The 13,798-nt window shown below is 69.6% G+C and carries 15 protein-coding genes; 7 read left to right on the top strand and 8 right to left on the bottom strand.

What is annotated here, in order from left to right; genetic code table 11:
• Nucleotides 1-5: 5 nt before the first annotated feature.
• The 5 genes from lpdA to AAT21_RS03450 all read left to right on the top strand — a co-directional run bounded on the left by lpdA (nt 6) and on the right by AAT21_RS03450 (nt 7,536).
• Nucleotides 6-1,394: a dihydrolipoyl dehydrogenase gene (gene lpdA / locus AAT21_RS03470; RefSeq protein ID WP_046775170.1), complete on the top strand. Its 1,389-nt coding sequence runs from the start codon at nt 6-8 to the stop codon at nt 1,392-1,394.
• 54 nt (nt 1,395-1,448) lie between these two features.
• On the top strand, nt 1,449-3,242 hold the full coding sequence (gene sucB, locus AAT21_RS03465) for a 2-oxoglutarate dehydrogenase, E2 component, dihydrolipoamide succinyltransferase (RefSeq protein ID WP_046775169.1): 1,794 nt from the start codon (nt 1,449-1,451) through the stop codon (nt 3,240-3,242).
• 133 nt (nt 3,243-3,375) lie between these two features.
• Nucleotides 3,376-3,999: a GntR family transcriptional regulator gene (locus AAT21_RS03460; RefSeq protein ID WP_030654838.1), complete on the top strand. Its 624-nt coding sequence runs from the start codon at nt 3,376-3,378 to the stop codon at nt 3,997-3,999.
• A gap of 221 nt (nt 4,000-4,220) precedes the next feature.
• Nucleotides 4,221-6,902, top strand: coding sequence for a pyruvate dehydrogenase (acetyl-transferring), homodimeric type (gene aceE / locus AAT21_RS03455; protein ID WP_046775168.1), 2,682 nt, complete (start codon nt 4,221-4,223; stop codon nt 6,900-6,902).
• A 115-nt stretch (nt 6,903-7,017) separates the two neighbouring features.
• Nucleotides 7,018-7,536 (top strand): DUF4240 domain-containing protein, encoded by a 519-nt coding sequence (locus AAT21_RS03450; protein ID WP_046775167.1) that lies wholly within the window; start codon nt 7,018-7,020, stop codon nt 7,534-7,536.
• 9 nt (nt 7,537-7,545) lie between these two features.
• On the opposite strand, the gene AAT21_RS03445 is transcribed toward AAT21_RS03450, so the two are convergent.
• Nucleotides 7,546-8,316: an SDR family NAD(P)-dependent oxidoreductase gene (locus AAT21_RS03445; protein WP_046775166.1), complete on the bottom strand. Its 771-nt coding sequence runs from the start codon at nt 8,314-8,316 to the stop codon at nt 7,546-7,548.
• 86 nt (nt 8,317-8,402) lie between these two features.
• Between AAT21_RS03445 and AAT21_RS03440 the strand changes: the two genes are divergently transcribed.
• On the top strand, nt 8,403-9,056 hold the full coding sequence (locus AAT21_RS03440; RefSeq protein WP_046775165.1) for a TetR/AcrR family transcriptional regulator: 654 nt from the start codon (nt 8,403-8,405) through the stop codon (nt 9,054-9,056).
• 56 nt (nt 9,057-9,112) lie between these two features.
• Here AAT21_RS03440 and AAT21_RS36500 read toward each other — a convergent pair whose 3' ends face one another.
• Both AAT21_RS36500 and AAT21_RS38610 read right to left on the bottom strand, forming a co-directional pair.
• Nucleotides 9,113-9,706, bottom strand: coding sequence for a hypothetical protein (locus AAT21_RS36500; RefSeq protein ID WP_235438666.1), 594 nt, complete (start codon nt 9,704-9,706; stop codon nt 9,113-9,115).
• Nucleotides 9,707-10,055: 349 nt separating this feature from the next.
• Complete coding sequence (locus AAT21_RS38610) at nt 10,056-10,406, bottom strand: tyrosine-type recombinase/integrase (protein WP_052757630.1); 351 nt, start codon at nt 10,404-10,406, stop codon at nt 10,056-10,058.
• On the opposite strand from AAT21_RS38610, the gene AAT21_RS38605 reads away from it, so the two are divergent.
• Nucleotides 10,390-10,749, top strand: a complete 360-nt coding sequence (locus AAT21_RS38605) for a hypothetical protein (protein ID WP_052757629.1) — start codon at nt 10,390-10,392, stop codon at nt 10,747-10,749. The genes AAT21_RS38610 and AAT21_RS38605 overlap by 17 nt on opposite strands.
• Nucleotides 10,750-11,030: 281 nt before the next feature.
• On the opposite strand, the gene AAT21_RS03415 is transcribed toward AAT21_RS38605, so the two are convergent.
• From AAT21_RS03415 to AAT21_RS39620, 5 genes are all read right to left on the bottom strand, one after another.
• Nucleotides 11,031-11,279 carry a hypothetical protein gene (locus AAT21_RS03415; RefSeq protein ID WP_046775162.1) on the bottom strand — a complete coding sequence of 83 codons (249 nt, stop codon included), beginning with the start codon at nt 11,277-11,279 and terminating at the stop codon, nt 11,031-11,033.
• Nucleotides 11,280-11,391: 112 nt separating this feature from the next.
• Nucleotides 11,392-12,303 carry a PASTA domain-containing protein gene (locus tag AAT21_RS37340; RefSeq protein ID WP_157879618.1) on the bottom strand — a complete coding sequence of 304 codons (912 nt, stop codon included), beginning with the start codon at nt 12,301-12,303 and terminating at the stop codon, nt 11,392-11,394.
• A 230-nt stretch (nt 12,304-12,533) separates the two neighbouring features.
• Nucleotides 12,534-12,827: a hypothetical protein gene (locus AAT21_RS03400; protein ID WP_046775159.1), complete on the bottom strand. Its 294-nt coding sequence runs from the start codon at nt 12,825-12,827 to the stop codon at nt 12,534-12,536.
• A gap of 4 nt (nt 12,828-12,831) precedes the next feature.
• Entirely contained in the window at nt 12,832-13,350 is a 519-nt protein-coding gene (locus AAT21_RS03395) for a hypothetical protein (protein ID WP_046775158.1), read from the bottom strand.
• Between the two features lie 80 nt (nt 13,351-13,430).
• Complete coding sequence (locus AAT21_RS39620; protein WP_268768161.1) at nt 13,431-13,562, bottom strand: hypothetical protein; 132 nt, start codon at nt 13,560-13,562, stop codon at nt 13,431-13,433.
• Nucleotides 13,563-13,798: the final 236 nt, after the last annotated feature.

Below are 13,798 nucleotides of genomic sequence, written 5' to 3'. Positions count from 1 at the left end.
GTGACGTGGCGAACGACGCCAGCACCGTTTTCGACCTAGTGATCCTCGGCGGTGGCAGTGGCGGTTACGCCGCGGCGCTGCGCGCATCCCAGCTGGGTCTGGACGTTGCCCTGATCGAGAAGAACAAGCTCGGCGGCACCTGCCTGCACAACGGCTGCATCCCCACGAAGGCTCTGCTGCACGCGGGTGAGATCGCGGACCAGGCTCGCGAGGCGGCCCAGTTCGGCGTGAAGGCCACCTTCGAGGGCATCGACATCGCGGGTGTGCAGAAGTACAAGGACGAGGTCATCTCGGGCCTGTACAAGGGCCTGCAGGGACTGGTCGCCTCCCGCAAGGTGACCTACATCGAGGGTGAGGGCCGCCTGTCCTCGCCGACCTCCGTCGACGTGAACGGTCAGCGCATCCAGGGCCGCCACATCCTGCTGGCGACCGGCTCCGTGCCGAAGTCGCTGCCGGGCCTGGACATCGACGGCAACCGCATCATCTCCTCGGACCACGCGCTGGTCCTGGACCGCGTGCCCGAGTCCGCGATCGTCCTGGGCGGCGGCGTCATCGGCGTCGAGTTCGCCTCGGCGTGGAAGTCCTTCGGCTCCGACATCACCGTCATCGAGGGCCTCAAGCACCTCGTGCCGGTCGAGGACGAGAACAGCTCCAAGCTGCTGGAGCGCGCCTTCCGCAAGCGCGGCATCAAGTTCAACCTCGGCACCTTCTTCGACAAGGCCGAGTACACGGAGAACGGCGTCCGCGTGACGCTGGCCGACGGCAAGACCTTCGAGGCCGAGGTGCTGCTGGTCGCCGTCGGCCGTGGCCCGGTCTCGCAGGGCCTGGGCTACGAGGAGCAGGGCGTCGCGATGGACCGCGGCTACGTCCTGGTCGACGAGTACATGCAGACCAACGTGCCGACGATCTCGGCGGTCGGCGACCTCGTCCCGACCCTGCAGCTCGCGCACGTCGGCTTCGCCGAGGGCATCCTGGTCGCGGAGCGTCTGGCCGGCCTCAAGGCCGTCCCGATCGACTACGACGGTGTCCCGCGCGTCACCTACTGCCACCCCGAGGTCGCTTCCGTCGGCATCACCGAGGCCAAGGCCAAGGAGATCTACGGCGCGGACAAGGTCGTGGCCCTCAAGTACAACCTGGCGGGCAACGGCAAGAGCAAGATCCTGAAGACCGCGGGCGAGATCAAGCTCGTCCAGGTCAAGGACGGTGCCGTGGTCGGCGTCCACATGGTCGGTGACCGGATGGGCGAGCAGGTCGGCGAGGCCCAGCTGATCTACAACTGGGAGGCCCTGCCGGCCGAGGTCGCGCAGCTCATCCACGCGCACCCGACCCAGAACGAGGCGCTCGGCGAGGCCCACCTGGCCCTGGCTGGCAAGCCGCTTCACTCGCACGACTAGTTCGTCCCGGGCGCGACGACCACTTCCGCACTTTCGTAAGGAGCAACAGAAACCATGTCGGTTTCCGTAACCCTTCCGGCGCTCGGCGAGAGCGTCACCGAGGGAACTGTCACCCGCTGGCTGAAGGCCGAGGGCGAGCGCGTCGAGGCCGACGAGCCGCTGCTCGAGGTCTCGACCGACAAGGTCGACACCGAGATCCCGTCGCCCGTCGCCGGCATCCTGGCCTCGATCAAGGTCGCCGAGGACGAGACCGTCGAGGTCGGCGCCGAGCTGGCCGTCATCGACGACGGCTCCGGCGCTCCGGCTGCCGCCGAGGCCCCTGCCGCCGAGCCGGCCGCCGCCGAGGCCCCTGCGGCCGCTCCGGCCCCCGTCGCCGAGGCCCCCGCGGCCCCGGCTCCGGTCGCCGAGGCGCCGGCCGAGGCTGCCGCCCCGGCCGCCTCCGGCACGGACGTCGTGCTGCCCGCGCTGGGCGAGTCCGTCACCGAGGGCACCGTCACCCGCTGGCTGAAGGCCGTCGGCGAGTCGGTCGAGGCCGACGAGCCGCTGCTGGAGGTCTCCACCGACAAGGTCGACACCGAGATCCCCGCGCCGGTCTCCGGCACCCTGCTGGAGATCCTGGTCGGCGAGGACGAGACCGCCGAGGTCGGCGCCCGTCTGGCCGTCATCGGCGTCGCCGGTGCCGCCCCGGCCGCCGCCGCCCCGGCCGCCGCCCCGGCTCCGGTCGAGGCCGCTCCGGCTCCGGCCGCCGCCCCGGCGCCCGCCGCGGCTCCGGCTCCGGCTCCGGTCCAGCCCGCCCCGGCCGCCGCTCCGGCTCCGGTGCAGGCTGCCGCCCCGGTGGCCGCTCCGGCTCCGGTGACCCCGGCTCCGGTGACCCCGGCTCCGGCCGCCGCCCCGGCCGCCGCCCCGGTCTCCGCCGGTGACGAGGGCGCGTACGTGACTCCGCTGGTGCGCAAGCTCGCCTCGGAGTCCGGCGTGGACCTGTCCGCGGTCTCGGGCACCGGTGTGGGTGGCCGTATCCGCAAGCAGGACGTCCTGGCCGCCGCCGAGGCCGCCAAGGCCGCCGCTGCCGCCCCGGCTCCGGCTGCCGCCCCGGCCGCCGCGAAGGCTCCGGCCGCCGCGGTCTCCGAGCTGCGCGGTCAGACGGTCAAGATGACCCGCATGCGCAAGGTCATCGGCGACAACATGATGAAGGCCCTGCACTCGCAGGCGCAGCTCAGCTCCGTGGTCGAGGTGGACATCACCAAGATCATGAAGCTGCGCGAGAAGGCCAAGGCCGGCTTCCTCGCCCGCGAGGGCGTCAAGCTGTCCCCGATGCCGTTCTTCGTCAAGGCCGCTGCCCAGGCGCTGAAGGCCCACGCGGTCGTCAACGCCCGGATCAACGAGGACGAGGGCACCATCACCTACTTCGACTCGGAGAACATCGGCATCGCCGTGGACTCCGAGAAGGGCCTGATGACCCCGGTCATCAAGGGTGCGGGCGACCTCAACCTGGCGGGCATCTCCAAGGCGACCGCCGACCTGGCCGCCAAGGTCCGCGGCAACAAGATCACGCCGGACGAGCTGTCGGGCGCGACCTTCACCATCAGCAACACCGGTTCGCGCGGTGCGCTGTTCGACACGGTCATCGTGCCGCCGAACCAGGTCGCCATCCTGGGCATCGGTGCCACGGTGAAGCGCCCGGTGGTCATCGAGACCGCCGAGGGCACCAACATCGGCATCCGCGACATGACGTACCTGACCCTGTCCTACGACCACCGTCTGGTGGACGGCGCGGACGCGGCCCGGTACCTCACCGCGGTCAAGGCGATCCTGGAGGCCGGCGAGTTCGAGGTCGAGCTCGGCCTCTGAGCCGAACGGCTTGTAACCAGCCTCACTGTCGGCGCCCCCGTCCGGGATACTCCCGGGCGGGGGCGCCGCCGTATTGTCTACGCATCAGGCCCCGCATGACCCTGCACACACACCAGGAGATGAAGCCCCGATGATCACCCCACCCGTCGTGCACTCGCTGCGCGAGCAGATCCGCGAGCACATCGTGGAGGGGATCGTCAGCGGGCGCTGGAAGCCCGGTGAGCGGATCGTGGAGCGGCGCATCGCGGTGGAGCTGGAGGTCAGCCAGACCCCCGTACGGGAGGCGCTGCGCGAGCTGGAGACGCTGCGGCTGATCGAGTCCGCGCCGAACAAGGGCGTGCGCGTACGGAACCTCTCCGCCGCGGACCTGGAGGAGATCTACCCGGTCCGGGCGGGTCTGGAGCAGATCGCCGCCGAGCTGGCGGCGCCGCGGCTGGCGGCGGACTGCTCGGCGCTGGAGCCGCACGTGGCGGCCCTGTGGGAGGCCGACCGCAGCTCGGACGGCACGGCCCAGGTGCGGCACACGGTGGGCTTCCACCGGGAGATGGTGCGGGCCGCCGGGAACAGCGTGCTGCTGCACACCTGGGAGAGCCTGGGCATCGAGGTGTTCACGGCCCTGTCCATCCGCTGGCTGGGGACCGTGCAGAAGTCCTACGCGGAGGAGCACGAGGCGCTCGTCGAGGCCTTCCGCAGTCGGGATCCGGACATCGGTGTGCTGGTGAAGCGGCATGTCCTGGGGTGCGCACCCCGAGCCTGAGCGGCTGTTTCGCCCCGGTTTGCACGGGCACCGCGTGCCCGCTTTACTGGCACGCGGTGCCGACTTTTGCCAGAACGACGTTTCTTTGTCACTTTTATTTGATCGATCATCGATCAGGGATTTACAGTCGTCGCGGACCTCAACCAGGTCCACCGACCCTGTCCTGCCCGTCAGGGATTTTCTTCACCACCTCTCCTTTGTCCGGAAGGCGGCGCACAGCGATGTCCGACCCCGTAGGAAAGCTTCCGAGCGAGCTCGACCAGCTCCCGGACCGCGACACCGAGGAGACCGCCGAATGGGCGGCCTCCCTCGATGCCGTCGCACAGGCCGCCGGTACGCGCCGCGCCGAATACCTGCTCCGCCGCACGCTCCAGCACGCCGAGGCCGCCGGCCTGGCCCTGCCGAAGCTGCTGGAGACGGACTACGTCAACACCATCCCCACCGCCGCGGAGCCCGAGTTCCCGGGTGACGAGGCGATGGAAGCGAAGATCACCGCATGGAACCGCTGGAACGCGGCCGCCATGGTGACCCGCGGCTCCAAGTACGGCGTCGGCGGCCACATCGCCACCTTCGCCTCCGCCGCGTGGCTGTACGAGACCGGCTTCCAGCACTTCTTCCGCGGGAAGGAGACGGACGGCTCGGGCGACCAGCTCTACATCCAGGGCCACGCCTCCCCCGGCATCTACGCCCGCGCCTTCCTCGACGGGCGGATCTCCGAGCAGCAGCTCGACAACTTCCGCCAGGAGTCCGGCGGCAACGGCCTGCCCTCCTACCCGCACCCGCGGCGTCTGCCGTGGCTGTGGGAGTTCCCCACGGTCTCCATGGGCCTCGGCCCGCTCTCCGCGATCTACCAGGCGCGCTTCAACCGCTACCTGCAGAACCGGAACATCAAGGACACCGCGGGCTCGCACGTCTGGGCCTTCCTCGGTGACGGCGAGATGGACGAGCCCGAGTCGACCGCCGCCCTGGCCCTGGCCTCCCGCGAGCAGCTCGACAACCTGACCTTCGTCATCAACTGCAACCTGCAGCGCCTCGACGGTCCGGTCCGCGCCAACTTCCGCGTGGTCCAGGAACTGGAGGCCCAGTTCCGCGGCGCCGGCTGGAACGTCATCAAGACCCTGTGGGGCTCCGCCTGGGACGAGCTGTTCCAGCTCGACACCACCGGCGCCCTGGTACGCCGCCTGCGCGAGGTACCGGACGCGCAGTTCCAGACGTACGCGACCCGCGACGTGGCCTACATCCGCCGGCACTTCTTCGGCGTCAACGCCGAGCTCGTGCAGCTGGCCGGTGTGCTCTCCGACGCGAAGATCGCCGAGTGCTTCCACACCTCCCGCGGCGGCCACGAGCCCCGCAAGGTCTACGCCGCGTACAAGGCCGCCCTGGAGCACAAGGGCGCGCCGACGGTCATCCTGGCGCAGACCGTCAAGGGCTACACGCTGGGTGCCGGGTTCGAGTCGAAGAACGCGAACCACCAGATGAAGAAGCTGACGATCGACGAGTTCAAGAGCATGCGCGACAAGCTCGGACTCCCGATCCCGGACAGCGCCTTCGAGGGCGGCCAGGTCCCCTACGGCCACCCGGGCGCGAACAGCCCCGAGGTGCGCTACCTGAACGAGCGCCGCGCGGCCCTCGGCGGCCCGGCTCCGGCCCGCAAGGTCCACCACGTGGCCCTGCCCGCCCCCGCGGACCGCTCCTTCGCCCCGCTGCTCAAGGGCTCCGGCAAGCAGGAGATGGCCACCACCATGGCCTTCGTCCGGCTCGTCAAGGACCTGATGCGGGACAAGGAGACCGGCAAGCGCTGGGTGCCGATCGTCCCCGACGAGGCCCGTACCTTCGGTATGGAGTCCCTCTTCCCGTCGGCCGGCATCTACTCCCCGCTGGGCCAGACGTACGAGCCGGTCGACCGCGACCAGCTGATGTACTACAAGGAGGCCAAGGACGGCCAGATCCTCAACGAGGGGATCACCGAGGCCGGCGCCATGGCCGACTTCATCGCCGCCTGCACGTCGTACGCGACGCACGGCGAGCCGATGATCCCCTTCTACATCTTCTACTCGATGTTCGGCTGGCAGCGCACCGCCGACCAGATGTGGCAGCTCGCCGACCAGCTCGGCAAGGGCTTCATCGTCGGCGCCACCGCCGGGCGCACCACGCTGACCGGTGAGGGCCTGCAGCACGCCGACGGCCACTCGCACCTGATCGCGTCCACGAACCCGGCGTCGCTCAACTACGACCCGGCCTTCGCGTACGAGATCGCGGTGATCGTCAAGGACGGTCTGCGCCGGATGTACGGCGAGACGCCCGAGGACGTGTTCTACTACCTCACGGTCTACAACGAGCCGAAGGTCCAGCCGGCCATGCCGGAGGGCGTGGAGGAGGGCATCCTCAAGGGCCTCTACCGCTTCAACCAGGCCTCCGACCTGGAGAACGCGCCCGCCGCCGACTCCCCGAAGATCCAGCTGATGGCCTCGGGTACCGCGATCCACTGGATCCTTCAGGCGCAGGAGCTGCTCGCCGCCGAGTGGAACGTGGCCGCCGACGTCTGGTCCGCCACCTCCTGGGGCGAGCTGCGCCGCGACGCGCTGGAGTGCGACGAGGCACTGCTGCGCGGCGAGGTGCGCACCCCGTACGTCACCCGCGCCCTGGAGGGTGCGCCCGGCCCGGTCCTCGCCGTCTCCGACTGGATGCGTCAGGTCCCGGACCAGATCAGCCAGTGGGTGGAGCAGGACTACACCTCGCTGGGCACCGACGGCTTCGGCCTGTCCGACACCCGTGAGGGCGCCCGCCGCCACTTCGGTGTCGACGCCCAGTCGATCGTGGTGGCCGCGCTGGCCCAGCTCGCCCGTCGCGGCGAGGTACCGGCCTCCGCGGTCAAGGAGGCCCGGGAGCGCTACGGCCTCTGAGCCGTGTGAATCCGGACGCGAAAGGCCGGTGTCCGCCCCCCCAGGGGGTGGGCACCGGCCTTTCGCCGTACGAGCGGTGGCGGCGGCGGGGCCGACCCGTGATGCTGGAGCGGTGATGGACGAGACGGAGTTCTGGGAGATCGTCGACCGTACCCGCGAGGCCGCCGACGGCGACCCCGAGGACCATGCCGAGCTGCTCGTGGAGCGGCTGGCGCAGCTCGATCCGGACTCCGTCCTGGACTTCGCACGCCATTTCGAGTCCCGGTACAACCGGGCATACACCTGGGACCTGTGGGGCGCGGCCTGGGTGCTGCTCGACGGGGCGAGCGACGACGCCTTCGACTACTTCCGCTGCTGGCTGATCGGCCAGGGGCGGGAGGTCTTCGAGGGCGGGGTGCACGACCCGGACCATCTGGCGGAGCTGCTGGGCGACTTCGACGAGGAGATCGACGGGGACGGCGAGGAGCTCGGCTACGCGGCCGACGAGGCGTACGAGCAGCTGACGGGGGCGGTGGCCCCGGATCTGGGGATCCCGCTGCAGGCGGCGGAGCCGGAGGGCACCCCGCTGGACTTCGAGAACGAAGCCGTGCTCGCGGAGCGCTTCCCCCGGCTCTGGGACCGGTTCCGGGGCTGACGCCCCGGTTCAGCAGTGCGTGCCGCCGTCGATGCGGATCTCGGTGCCGGTGATGAAGGCGCCGTCCTCGGAGCCGAGCATGGCGACGACTCCGGCGACGGTCTCGGGGCCGGCGAAGCCCTGGCCGATGGCCGGGGCGAGCTTGGCGAAGAGGGACCAGTCGGTGTCCTCGGGCAGGCCGGGGCCGCTGCCGGTGGTCATGCCGCTCTCGATGGAGCCGGGCGCGACGCTGACGAAGCGCAGGCCCTGCTTGCTGTACTCGGCGGCCAGCGCGTGCGTCATGGCCTGGATGCCGCCCTTGCTGGCCGCGTAGGCGGACATGTAGGGGTGGGCGAAGGACGCCGAGGTGGAGCTGAAGTTCACGACGACCGGCCGGTCCGCGGCCAGCAGGGCCGGCAGGGATTCGCGGATCATCAGGAAGGTGCCGGTCAGGTTGACCGCGATGACCTGGTTCCACAGCTCCAGCGTGGTCAGGTGGGTGTGCGCGGAGCGCAGGATACCCGCCGCGTTGACCAGTACGTCGATCCCGCCGAGGGTGCGGGCCGCGGCGGCCACGCCCTCCCTGACGGCGCTCTCGTCGGATATGTCGAGGAGCGCGGTGGTCAGCCGGTCCCCGTGGCCCGCGGCGGCGGCGTGTTCGGCGGTGGCCTTCAGACCGGCCTCGCTGACGTCCACGGCGTGGACCCGGCCGCCCTCGGCGAGGAGGCGGTGGACGGTGGCGCGGCCGATGCCGGAGCCGCCGCCGGTGATGAGGACGCGACGTCCTTCGTAACGGTTCATGGCGTGAGCGTACCGAAGGAGTGGCACGTTTTGTCGTGCCGACAAAAAACGCCTTCCTCGGGGTGGGCTGACGGTAGGCTTCACCCGTGAGATCCCCTCGTCCGTACGCACTCCAGGCCGGCCCCGGAGCCCCGTCGCTGACCGAGCGCCGCAAGGCCGCCACTCAGCTCGACATCGCCCGCGCCGCCTGCGAGCTGTTCGCCGAGCACGGCCCCGACGGCACCACCGCCGAGGACATCGCCCACCGCGCGGGCGTGGCGCTGCGCACCTTCTACCGCTACTTCCGCAACAAGCAGGAGGCCGTGGCCCCGCTGCTGGCGGGCGGCGGCGACGCCTGGCGTGCACTGCTGGCGGAGGAGGACCCGGGCACCCCCCTCGCGGAGGCGCTGGAACGCGCCGTCACCCGGTCGCTGAGCGGCCCGCAGGCGGTCGAGGAGGGCCTGGAGGTGACCCGCGGCCTGCTGCGCGCGGCGGCGGACGACCCGGCGCTGCGCGCGGTCTGGTACCGCGTGAACCAGGAGTCCGAGGAGCGTCTGGTGCCGGTGATCGGCAGGCTGGCGGGGGCGGACGCCGATGTGCGGGAGGTGCGGCTGCTGGCCGCCGCCGCCACGGACGCGATCCGTGTGGCGCTGGAGCTGTGGTCGGCGACGGACGCGCCGGTCTCGGGGCCCGGCTCCCCCGCCGAGCTCGCGGTCCTGTGCCTGCGGGACCTCACAGGGGCGATGCCCCTGCTGCGCTGAGCCAGCGCCGCAGGGGCATCGCCCCGGTCCCACGACCCTTCGTGGCCGGATCGGCCTCAGCGGCCGCCACCCCAGCCACCGCCGTCGCCGCCACCGCCGTTACCGCCGCCGTTGCCGCCGCCCCAGTCACCGTTGCCACCGCCGCCACCGCCGCGGCCACCCCAGTCGCCGTTGCCGCCGCCACCGCCGCCGCCCCAGTCGCCGTTGCCATTGCCACCGCGGCCGTGGCCCCAGTCGCCGTTGCCACCGCGGCCGTCACCCCAGTCGCCGTTGCCGCCGCGGCCGTTGCCCCAGTCGTTCCAGTTGCCGTTGCCGCCGCGCCCGGAGTTCCAGTTCGCGTCGTCGTGCCAGTTGTTCCAGTTGTGGCGGCGCCAGTCGGAGTCGTTCCAGTTGCTGTCCCGCCAGTAGCCGCGGTCGCCACCGACGCCCGCGTTGTCCCAGCACCAGCTGGGCCGGTCGCGCCAGTCGCGGTTGCAGCAGTAGTCCCACCGGGCGTCCGAGCGGTGCGAGGGGTACCGGTAGCAGTCGTAGCCGCCGTTCCCGCCGCCGCTGCCGGAGACGGCCGAGGCCGAAGCACTGGCTACGGGGAGCAGACCTAGGGCGATTCCTGCGGCTCCGGCCATGGTTGCCGCAACGATCCTACGGCGCATTCTCATGCACCTCCGAACATGTCTCGCTTATGGGGCCTTTAGGTCATTTCCACCCTCACTCCGACCGGCCGACCTGTCAAAGCGGAAAGGCCCCCCGCCTCGCTCCGTGGAGCGTGGCGGGGGGCCTCCCATCAGGCATTTCAGAGGTCGAAGATTTACAGCGACACCTCTCTGACATGCAAGGATGCGTCCTCCGCAAGATCGTTTTGCGCGAATCCTGCACCAGCGCCTCACGTCTGGACCAAGCACAGCGCCGGCCCGACAGGTTCCGCGTGCAGCCCCATCGAGGCGGCGCCGCCGACTACGTTGCGTGACGGAGGATCTTGTCGAAGATTTCTTTCCGTGGACATCAAACTGCCCTCGCGTACATGCTGCGGACCGCTCGGCGGACCTTGTCGCCGGCCGTCGCGACGGGGCGCACGTACTTCTTCAACGTGAAGGAGGAGCCGACGTGTCCGAGCCGGTCCGCAAGGGTGGCGACGTCGACACCGGCCTCGATCATCATCGACGCGAAAAGATGCCTGAGGGCGTGCATCATCTCGTCCCGGCACTTCTCCCACTTGCGGCCCTTGCCCACCGGCTTGTCGTTCAGGGCCTTGATGACGCCGATAGCCTCCAGGGCCGACTTCCAGAGGTAGCCGAAGTAGTTCTTGTTGATCGGCTTCTTCTCGCGCGAGTAGAAGATGATCTGGACCGTCATCGGCTCGCCGTCCCGCGTAGCCTCCGGCAAGGTCACCGTCACCGGGGTACTTCGCCATGTGCTCGATGAGCGCGTCGGCGACGTCCTCGCCCAGCTCGATCCACCGGTCCTTCGGGTTCTTCTCGTTCTCGCCCTTGGCCCCGTCGAAGACCATGTCCGAGCCGTCCCAGGCGATCTGCCGCTGGACGTGCACCATCGGGCCGTCGGGGTGGTCCCACACGATGTCGTCGGGGCTCAGCCCGAAGATCTCGCCCTGGCGGAGCCCGAGGCCCCTGCCGACGTCCACAATCGCCTTGTACTGGTCCGGCAGCTCGACTCTGATCTTCTCCGTCTGCTCTGGTGACCGCCGCGTGGAACAGGCGGGTCGCCATGACCTCGTCGAAGGGGTGTACTGGCCGGCGGCCGGTTCGACCGGCCTGGTCAGTATCTCGGTCATGTCGTGCTCCTCTCGATCGTGTTCGAGTGGTGCATGGGTGGCGCCGGGGAGCACGTCCCCAGACATGTCCCCGGCGCCGTTCCCCTCCGTGCCGACTGCCGGTCAGGTTCGGAGGGGAAGTCTGTAGGTCAGCCTCTGAAGTCGCCGGCGAGGACCCGGGGAGGGCTCAACGTGGTCTCACCCGCAGGTCAGAAGCCGTTTCGGCGGTTCCAGGAACTGACGTTCATCGCGTAGATGATGTTGCCGATTCCGGCGGTGAACATGAACAGCAGGATGTGCACGCCGACGGACTGACGGCGGTAGGGAGGACGCCACCCGTAGCCGCCTGCTGCGGCTGACGCCGAGGATGAGGCGGAGTTGTTGATGATGACGGGCGGCATGCCCAGCTGCTGATACTGCTGGTTCTGCTGCGGGTACGGGTTCTGCGGGTGCGCCACGGAATGCCTTTCTGAAGCAAGTTGGTTCAGATGCATAACGGGCGGTACGCGGCCCGGACACGACGAAGCCCCCGCGGCCGGCTCGGTGCCGGTGCGGGGGCTATCTCGTGTGTCAGCTCGCATAGCCCCAGCGGGCGCGTCCGTCCTTGCCCATGAAGCACTTCGCGGGCCTGCCATCGCTGGTGATGGCGCGGGCGCCGACGGGTGAGCAGAAGCGGCCGAAGCTGACTCCGGCCTGGCCACCCCCGCCGGAACTGGAGGAGCCCCCCGAGGAACTGCTGGAGTCGTCATCGTTGCTCGGCGGAGTCGGCTCTGGGCGCAGCTTGGTGTACTCCACTGTTGGGCACCCCGTCCCCGGCGCCACGACCTTGAGGTACGCGGTTGTCGTCTTGGGGTACTCGATCTCCTTGCCCTCTTCGGGCTCCTGGAAGCAGACGGTCCAGTCGTCAACGGCAGCGGGGAGGGTGACGTCGGTGTACGCGCTCTGCGGCTCGATCCTTTGGAGTCCGATCGGCGCGAGGGTCTCGGACGCCTTCGCGAAGGTCAGGCCGACGACCTTGGGCATCTTCGGATAGGGGATCGGCTCGCCGTCCTTGGCCGGGCACGGGGCCTCGTTGCGGACTACTCCGAAGTCGAGCGTCGGCTGTTTGCCAATCTGCTTGGCCGCCGGGGTCTGGAAACACACCTTCCAGTTGCCGTCGTCCCACTGGCCCGTGTCGCTGTCCGCAGCGTCATGCGAGATCGCGTTGTAACCAGCGGATGAGGCTGCCTTTTTCGCTGCCTTGAGGTTCTGGCCGACGAAGCTAGGAGGGCTGGACGGGCTCGGGCTGGAGCTCGGTGCGGTTGCGGGCACCTGCGGCTTCGCATCGGTCTCGGTCTTCTTCGGAGGGTCCGACAGCAGCGGTACCAGGAACCAGATGCCGGACAGGACGGTCGCGACGATCTTTTTCGTTTGGTTCCAGTGGCTGGTCCAGGCGAGCGCGATACCGACGGGCGGCAGGATGACCAGCATGGTGATGATCAAGGCGGGGTGCTGCCACCAGCGCCGGGCGGGCGCGGGCACGGGCGAGTAGGAATGCGGTGGCGGGTACACGGCTCTCCTGGCTCTTGGGCACTACTTGAAACCGCAAAAGTACACAGATAGTTAAAGATCATCACCGACTGTTGGTCGGGGGCAATGGCGGTGGGCGTGTAAACGACGAAGCCCCCGCTGGGTCCGGATCACTCCGGGGCACGGGGGCTTCGTCGTACGGGTTAGGGGCGCTTGAAGACCTTGTGGGTGCCGATGCGGCGCCACGTGATGTGGATCTCGCCGGGGACCTGGGTCTCCCCGTACTCGAAGGTGGCACGCCAGTCGTCACCGAAGGTCATTTCCCAGATGTGGTCGTGGCCCTGCATCTTCTTGACCCGCAGGCCCTTGCGGAATCCGGTACCGGCCTTGAGGTCGGCCACGAACATCAGGATGGCCTGCTCGAATGCCGCACGCTGGGCAGGGGTGAGCTTTTTCAGGTCGAGCCCGAAGGCATCGAGCCACTCATACGTAGGCAAGGGCTCAGATGTTCCCTCGGCTCATGCCGGCGTCAGCCAGCATCTCCTCCAGCGTCTTCCCGGACTCGCCAGCGATCATGGCCAGGAACTCCTCGCCCGACACCGGCCCGCTGGTCATCCCAGCAGCCTTCTCCCGGTCTGCCTGGGCCTCCATCGTCTCCCAGTCCGCCGGGTCCTCCTCCGGCTCCTCTATCGGCACCAGGGCGTACGCCTGCCCGTCGATGTGGGCCCACAAATGCGCGGCTAGGTCTTCGGCCCGGTCGAGGTGGTTCGCGCGCTGGATGCGGGGGATGCCCAGAGGCGTCCGGAGCACGTGCGAGGGCACGGCGGACTCCGGAGCGGTCAGGGCCTCCACCAGCAGCAAACGCAGGTTTGCGCGCGCCGGGGAAGCGACGTCAGCCAGCAGCCGGGCCAAGGGGAGCAGGTCATGAGTCGCGGCGGCACGTGCTGCTGCGCGAGGCAGGCGCACGGTTACCTCCACCGCGTCCTCGTCCTCGGGTACCAGGTCGATCGTGTCCGTCATAGCGCTCCTCTCCGATACCTCACAGTACGGCGCGGCTGCAATTTCGGCGAGAAAATCGGATGAGTCTGAGCCGGCCAGGATCACCAGCCCGCCTCGCCGTAGGCCATCCCGTACGGGCTGCACTCGTCACACCCGTCGCAGTCGTCGTCACCGCACTCGTACGGTTCGCCGTCGTCACCCTGGCCGCCGTAATCACCGTGGCGCCAGCCCATGCAGACTGAAGAGCAGCCGGGGCACTCCGGGCAGATCATGGAGTACGTCCAGCCGCACGCGGTACACATCAGGTCGTCGGCTTCCGTGCCCCCGCTTTCGGGGCGGAAGGGCGGCGTGTGTCGCGCTGGTGGTGCTCGACACCGGGCCGGCCAGTGCAGGCGACGGCGTCACACAGCAGCACGTACGCCCCTTTGGGGGACGCCCGCGCAGCTACGGACGCGAACGTAAAGCTCCA

The organism is Streptomyces yangpuensis (assembly GCF_001005295.1).
GTDB lineage: Bacteria > Actinomycetota > Actinomycetes > Streptomycetales > Streptomycetaceae > Streptomyces > Streptomyces yangpuensis.
This window is presented reverse-complemented; position numbering and strand designations above follow the sequence as displayed.

Bases quoted from the DNA above. Each gene is read 5' to 3' on its own strand.
- AAT21_RS39620 (WP_268768161.1), bottom strand. From the start codon at position 13,562: ATGGGCTGGCGCCACGGTGATTACGGCGGCCAGGGTGACGACGGCGAA.
- aceE (WP_046775168.1), top strand. From the start codon at position 4,221: ATGTCCGACCCCGTAGGAAAGCTTCCGAGCGAGCTCGACCAGCTCCCG.
- AAT21_RS38610 (WP_052757630.1), bottom strand. From the start codon at position 10,406: ATGACGGTCCAGATCATCTTCTACTCGCGCGAGAAGAAGCCGATCAAC.
- AAT21_RS38605 (WP_052757629.1), top strand. From the start codon at position 10,390: ATGATCTGGACCGTCATCGGCTCGCCGTCCCGCGTAGCCTCCGGCAAG.
- AAT21_RS36500 (WP_235438666.1), bottom strand. From the start codon at position 9,706: ATGCGCCGTAGGATCGTTGCGGCAACCATGGCCGGAGCCGCAGGAATC.
- AAT21_RS03450 (WP_046775167.1), top strand. From the start codon at position 7,018: ATGGACGAGACGGAGTTCTGGGAGATCGTCGACCGTACCCGCGAGGCC.
- sucB (WP_046775169.1), top strand. From the start codon at position 1,449: ATGTCGGTTTCCGTAACCCTTCCGGCGCTCGGCGAGAGCGTCACCGAG.
- AAT21_RS03445 (WP_046775166.1), bottom strand. From the start codon at position 8,316: ATGAACCGTTACGAAGGACGTCGCGTCCTCATCACCGGCGGCGGCTCC.
- AAT21_RS03395 (WP_046775158.1), bottom strand. From the start codon at position 13,350: ATGACGGACACGATCGACCTGGTACCCGAGGACGAGGACGCGGTGGAG.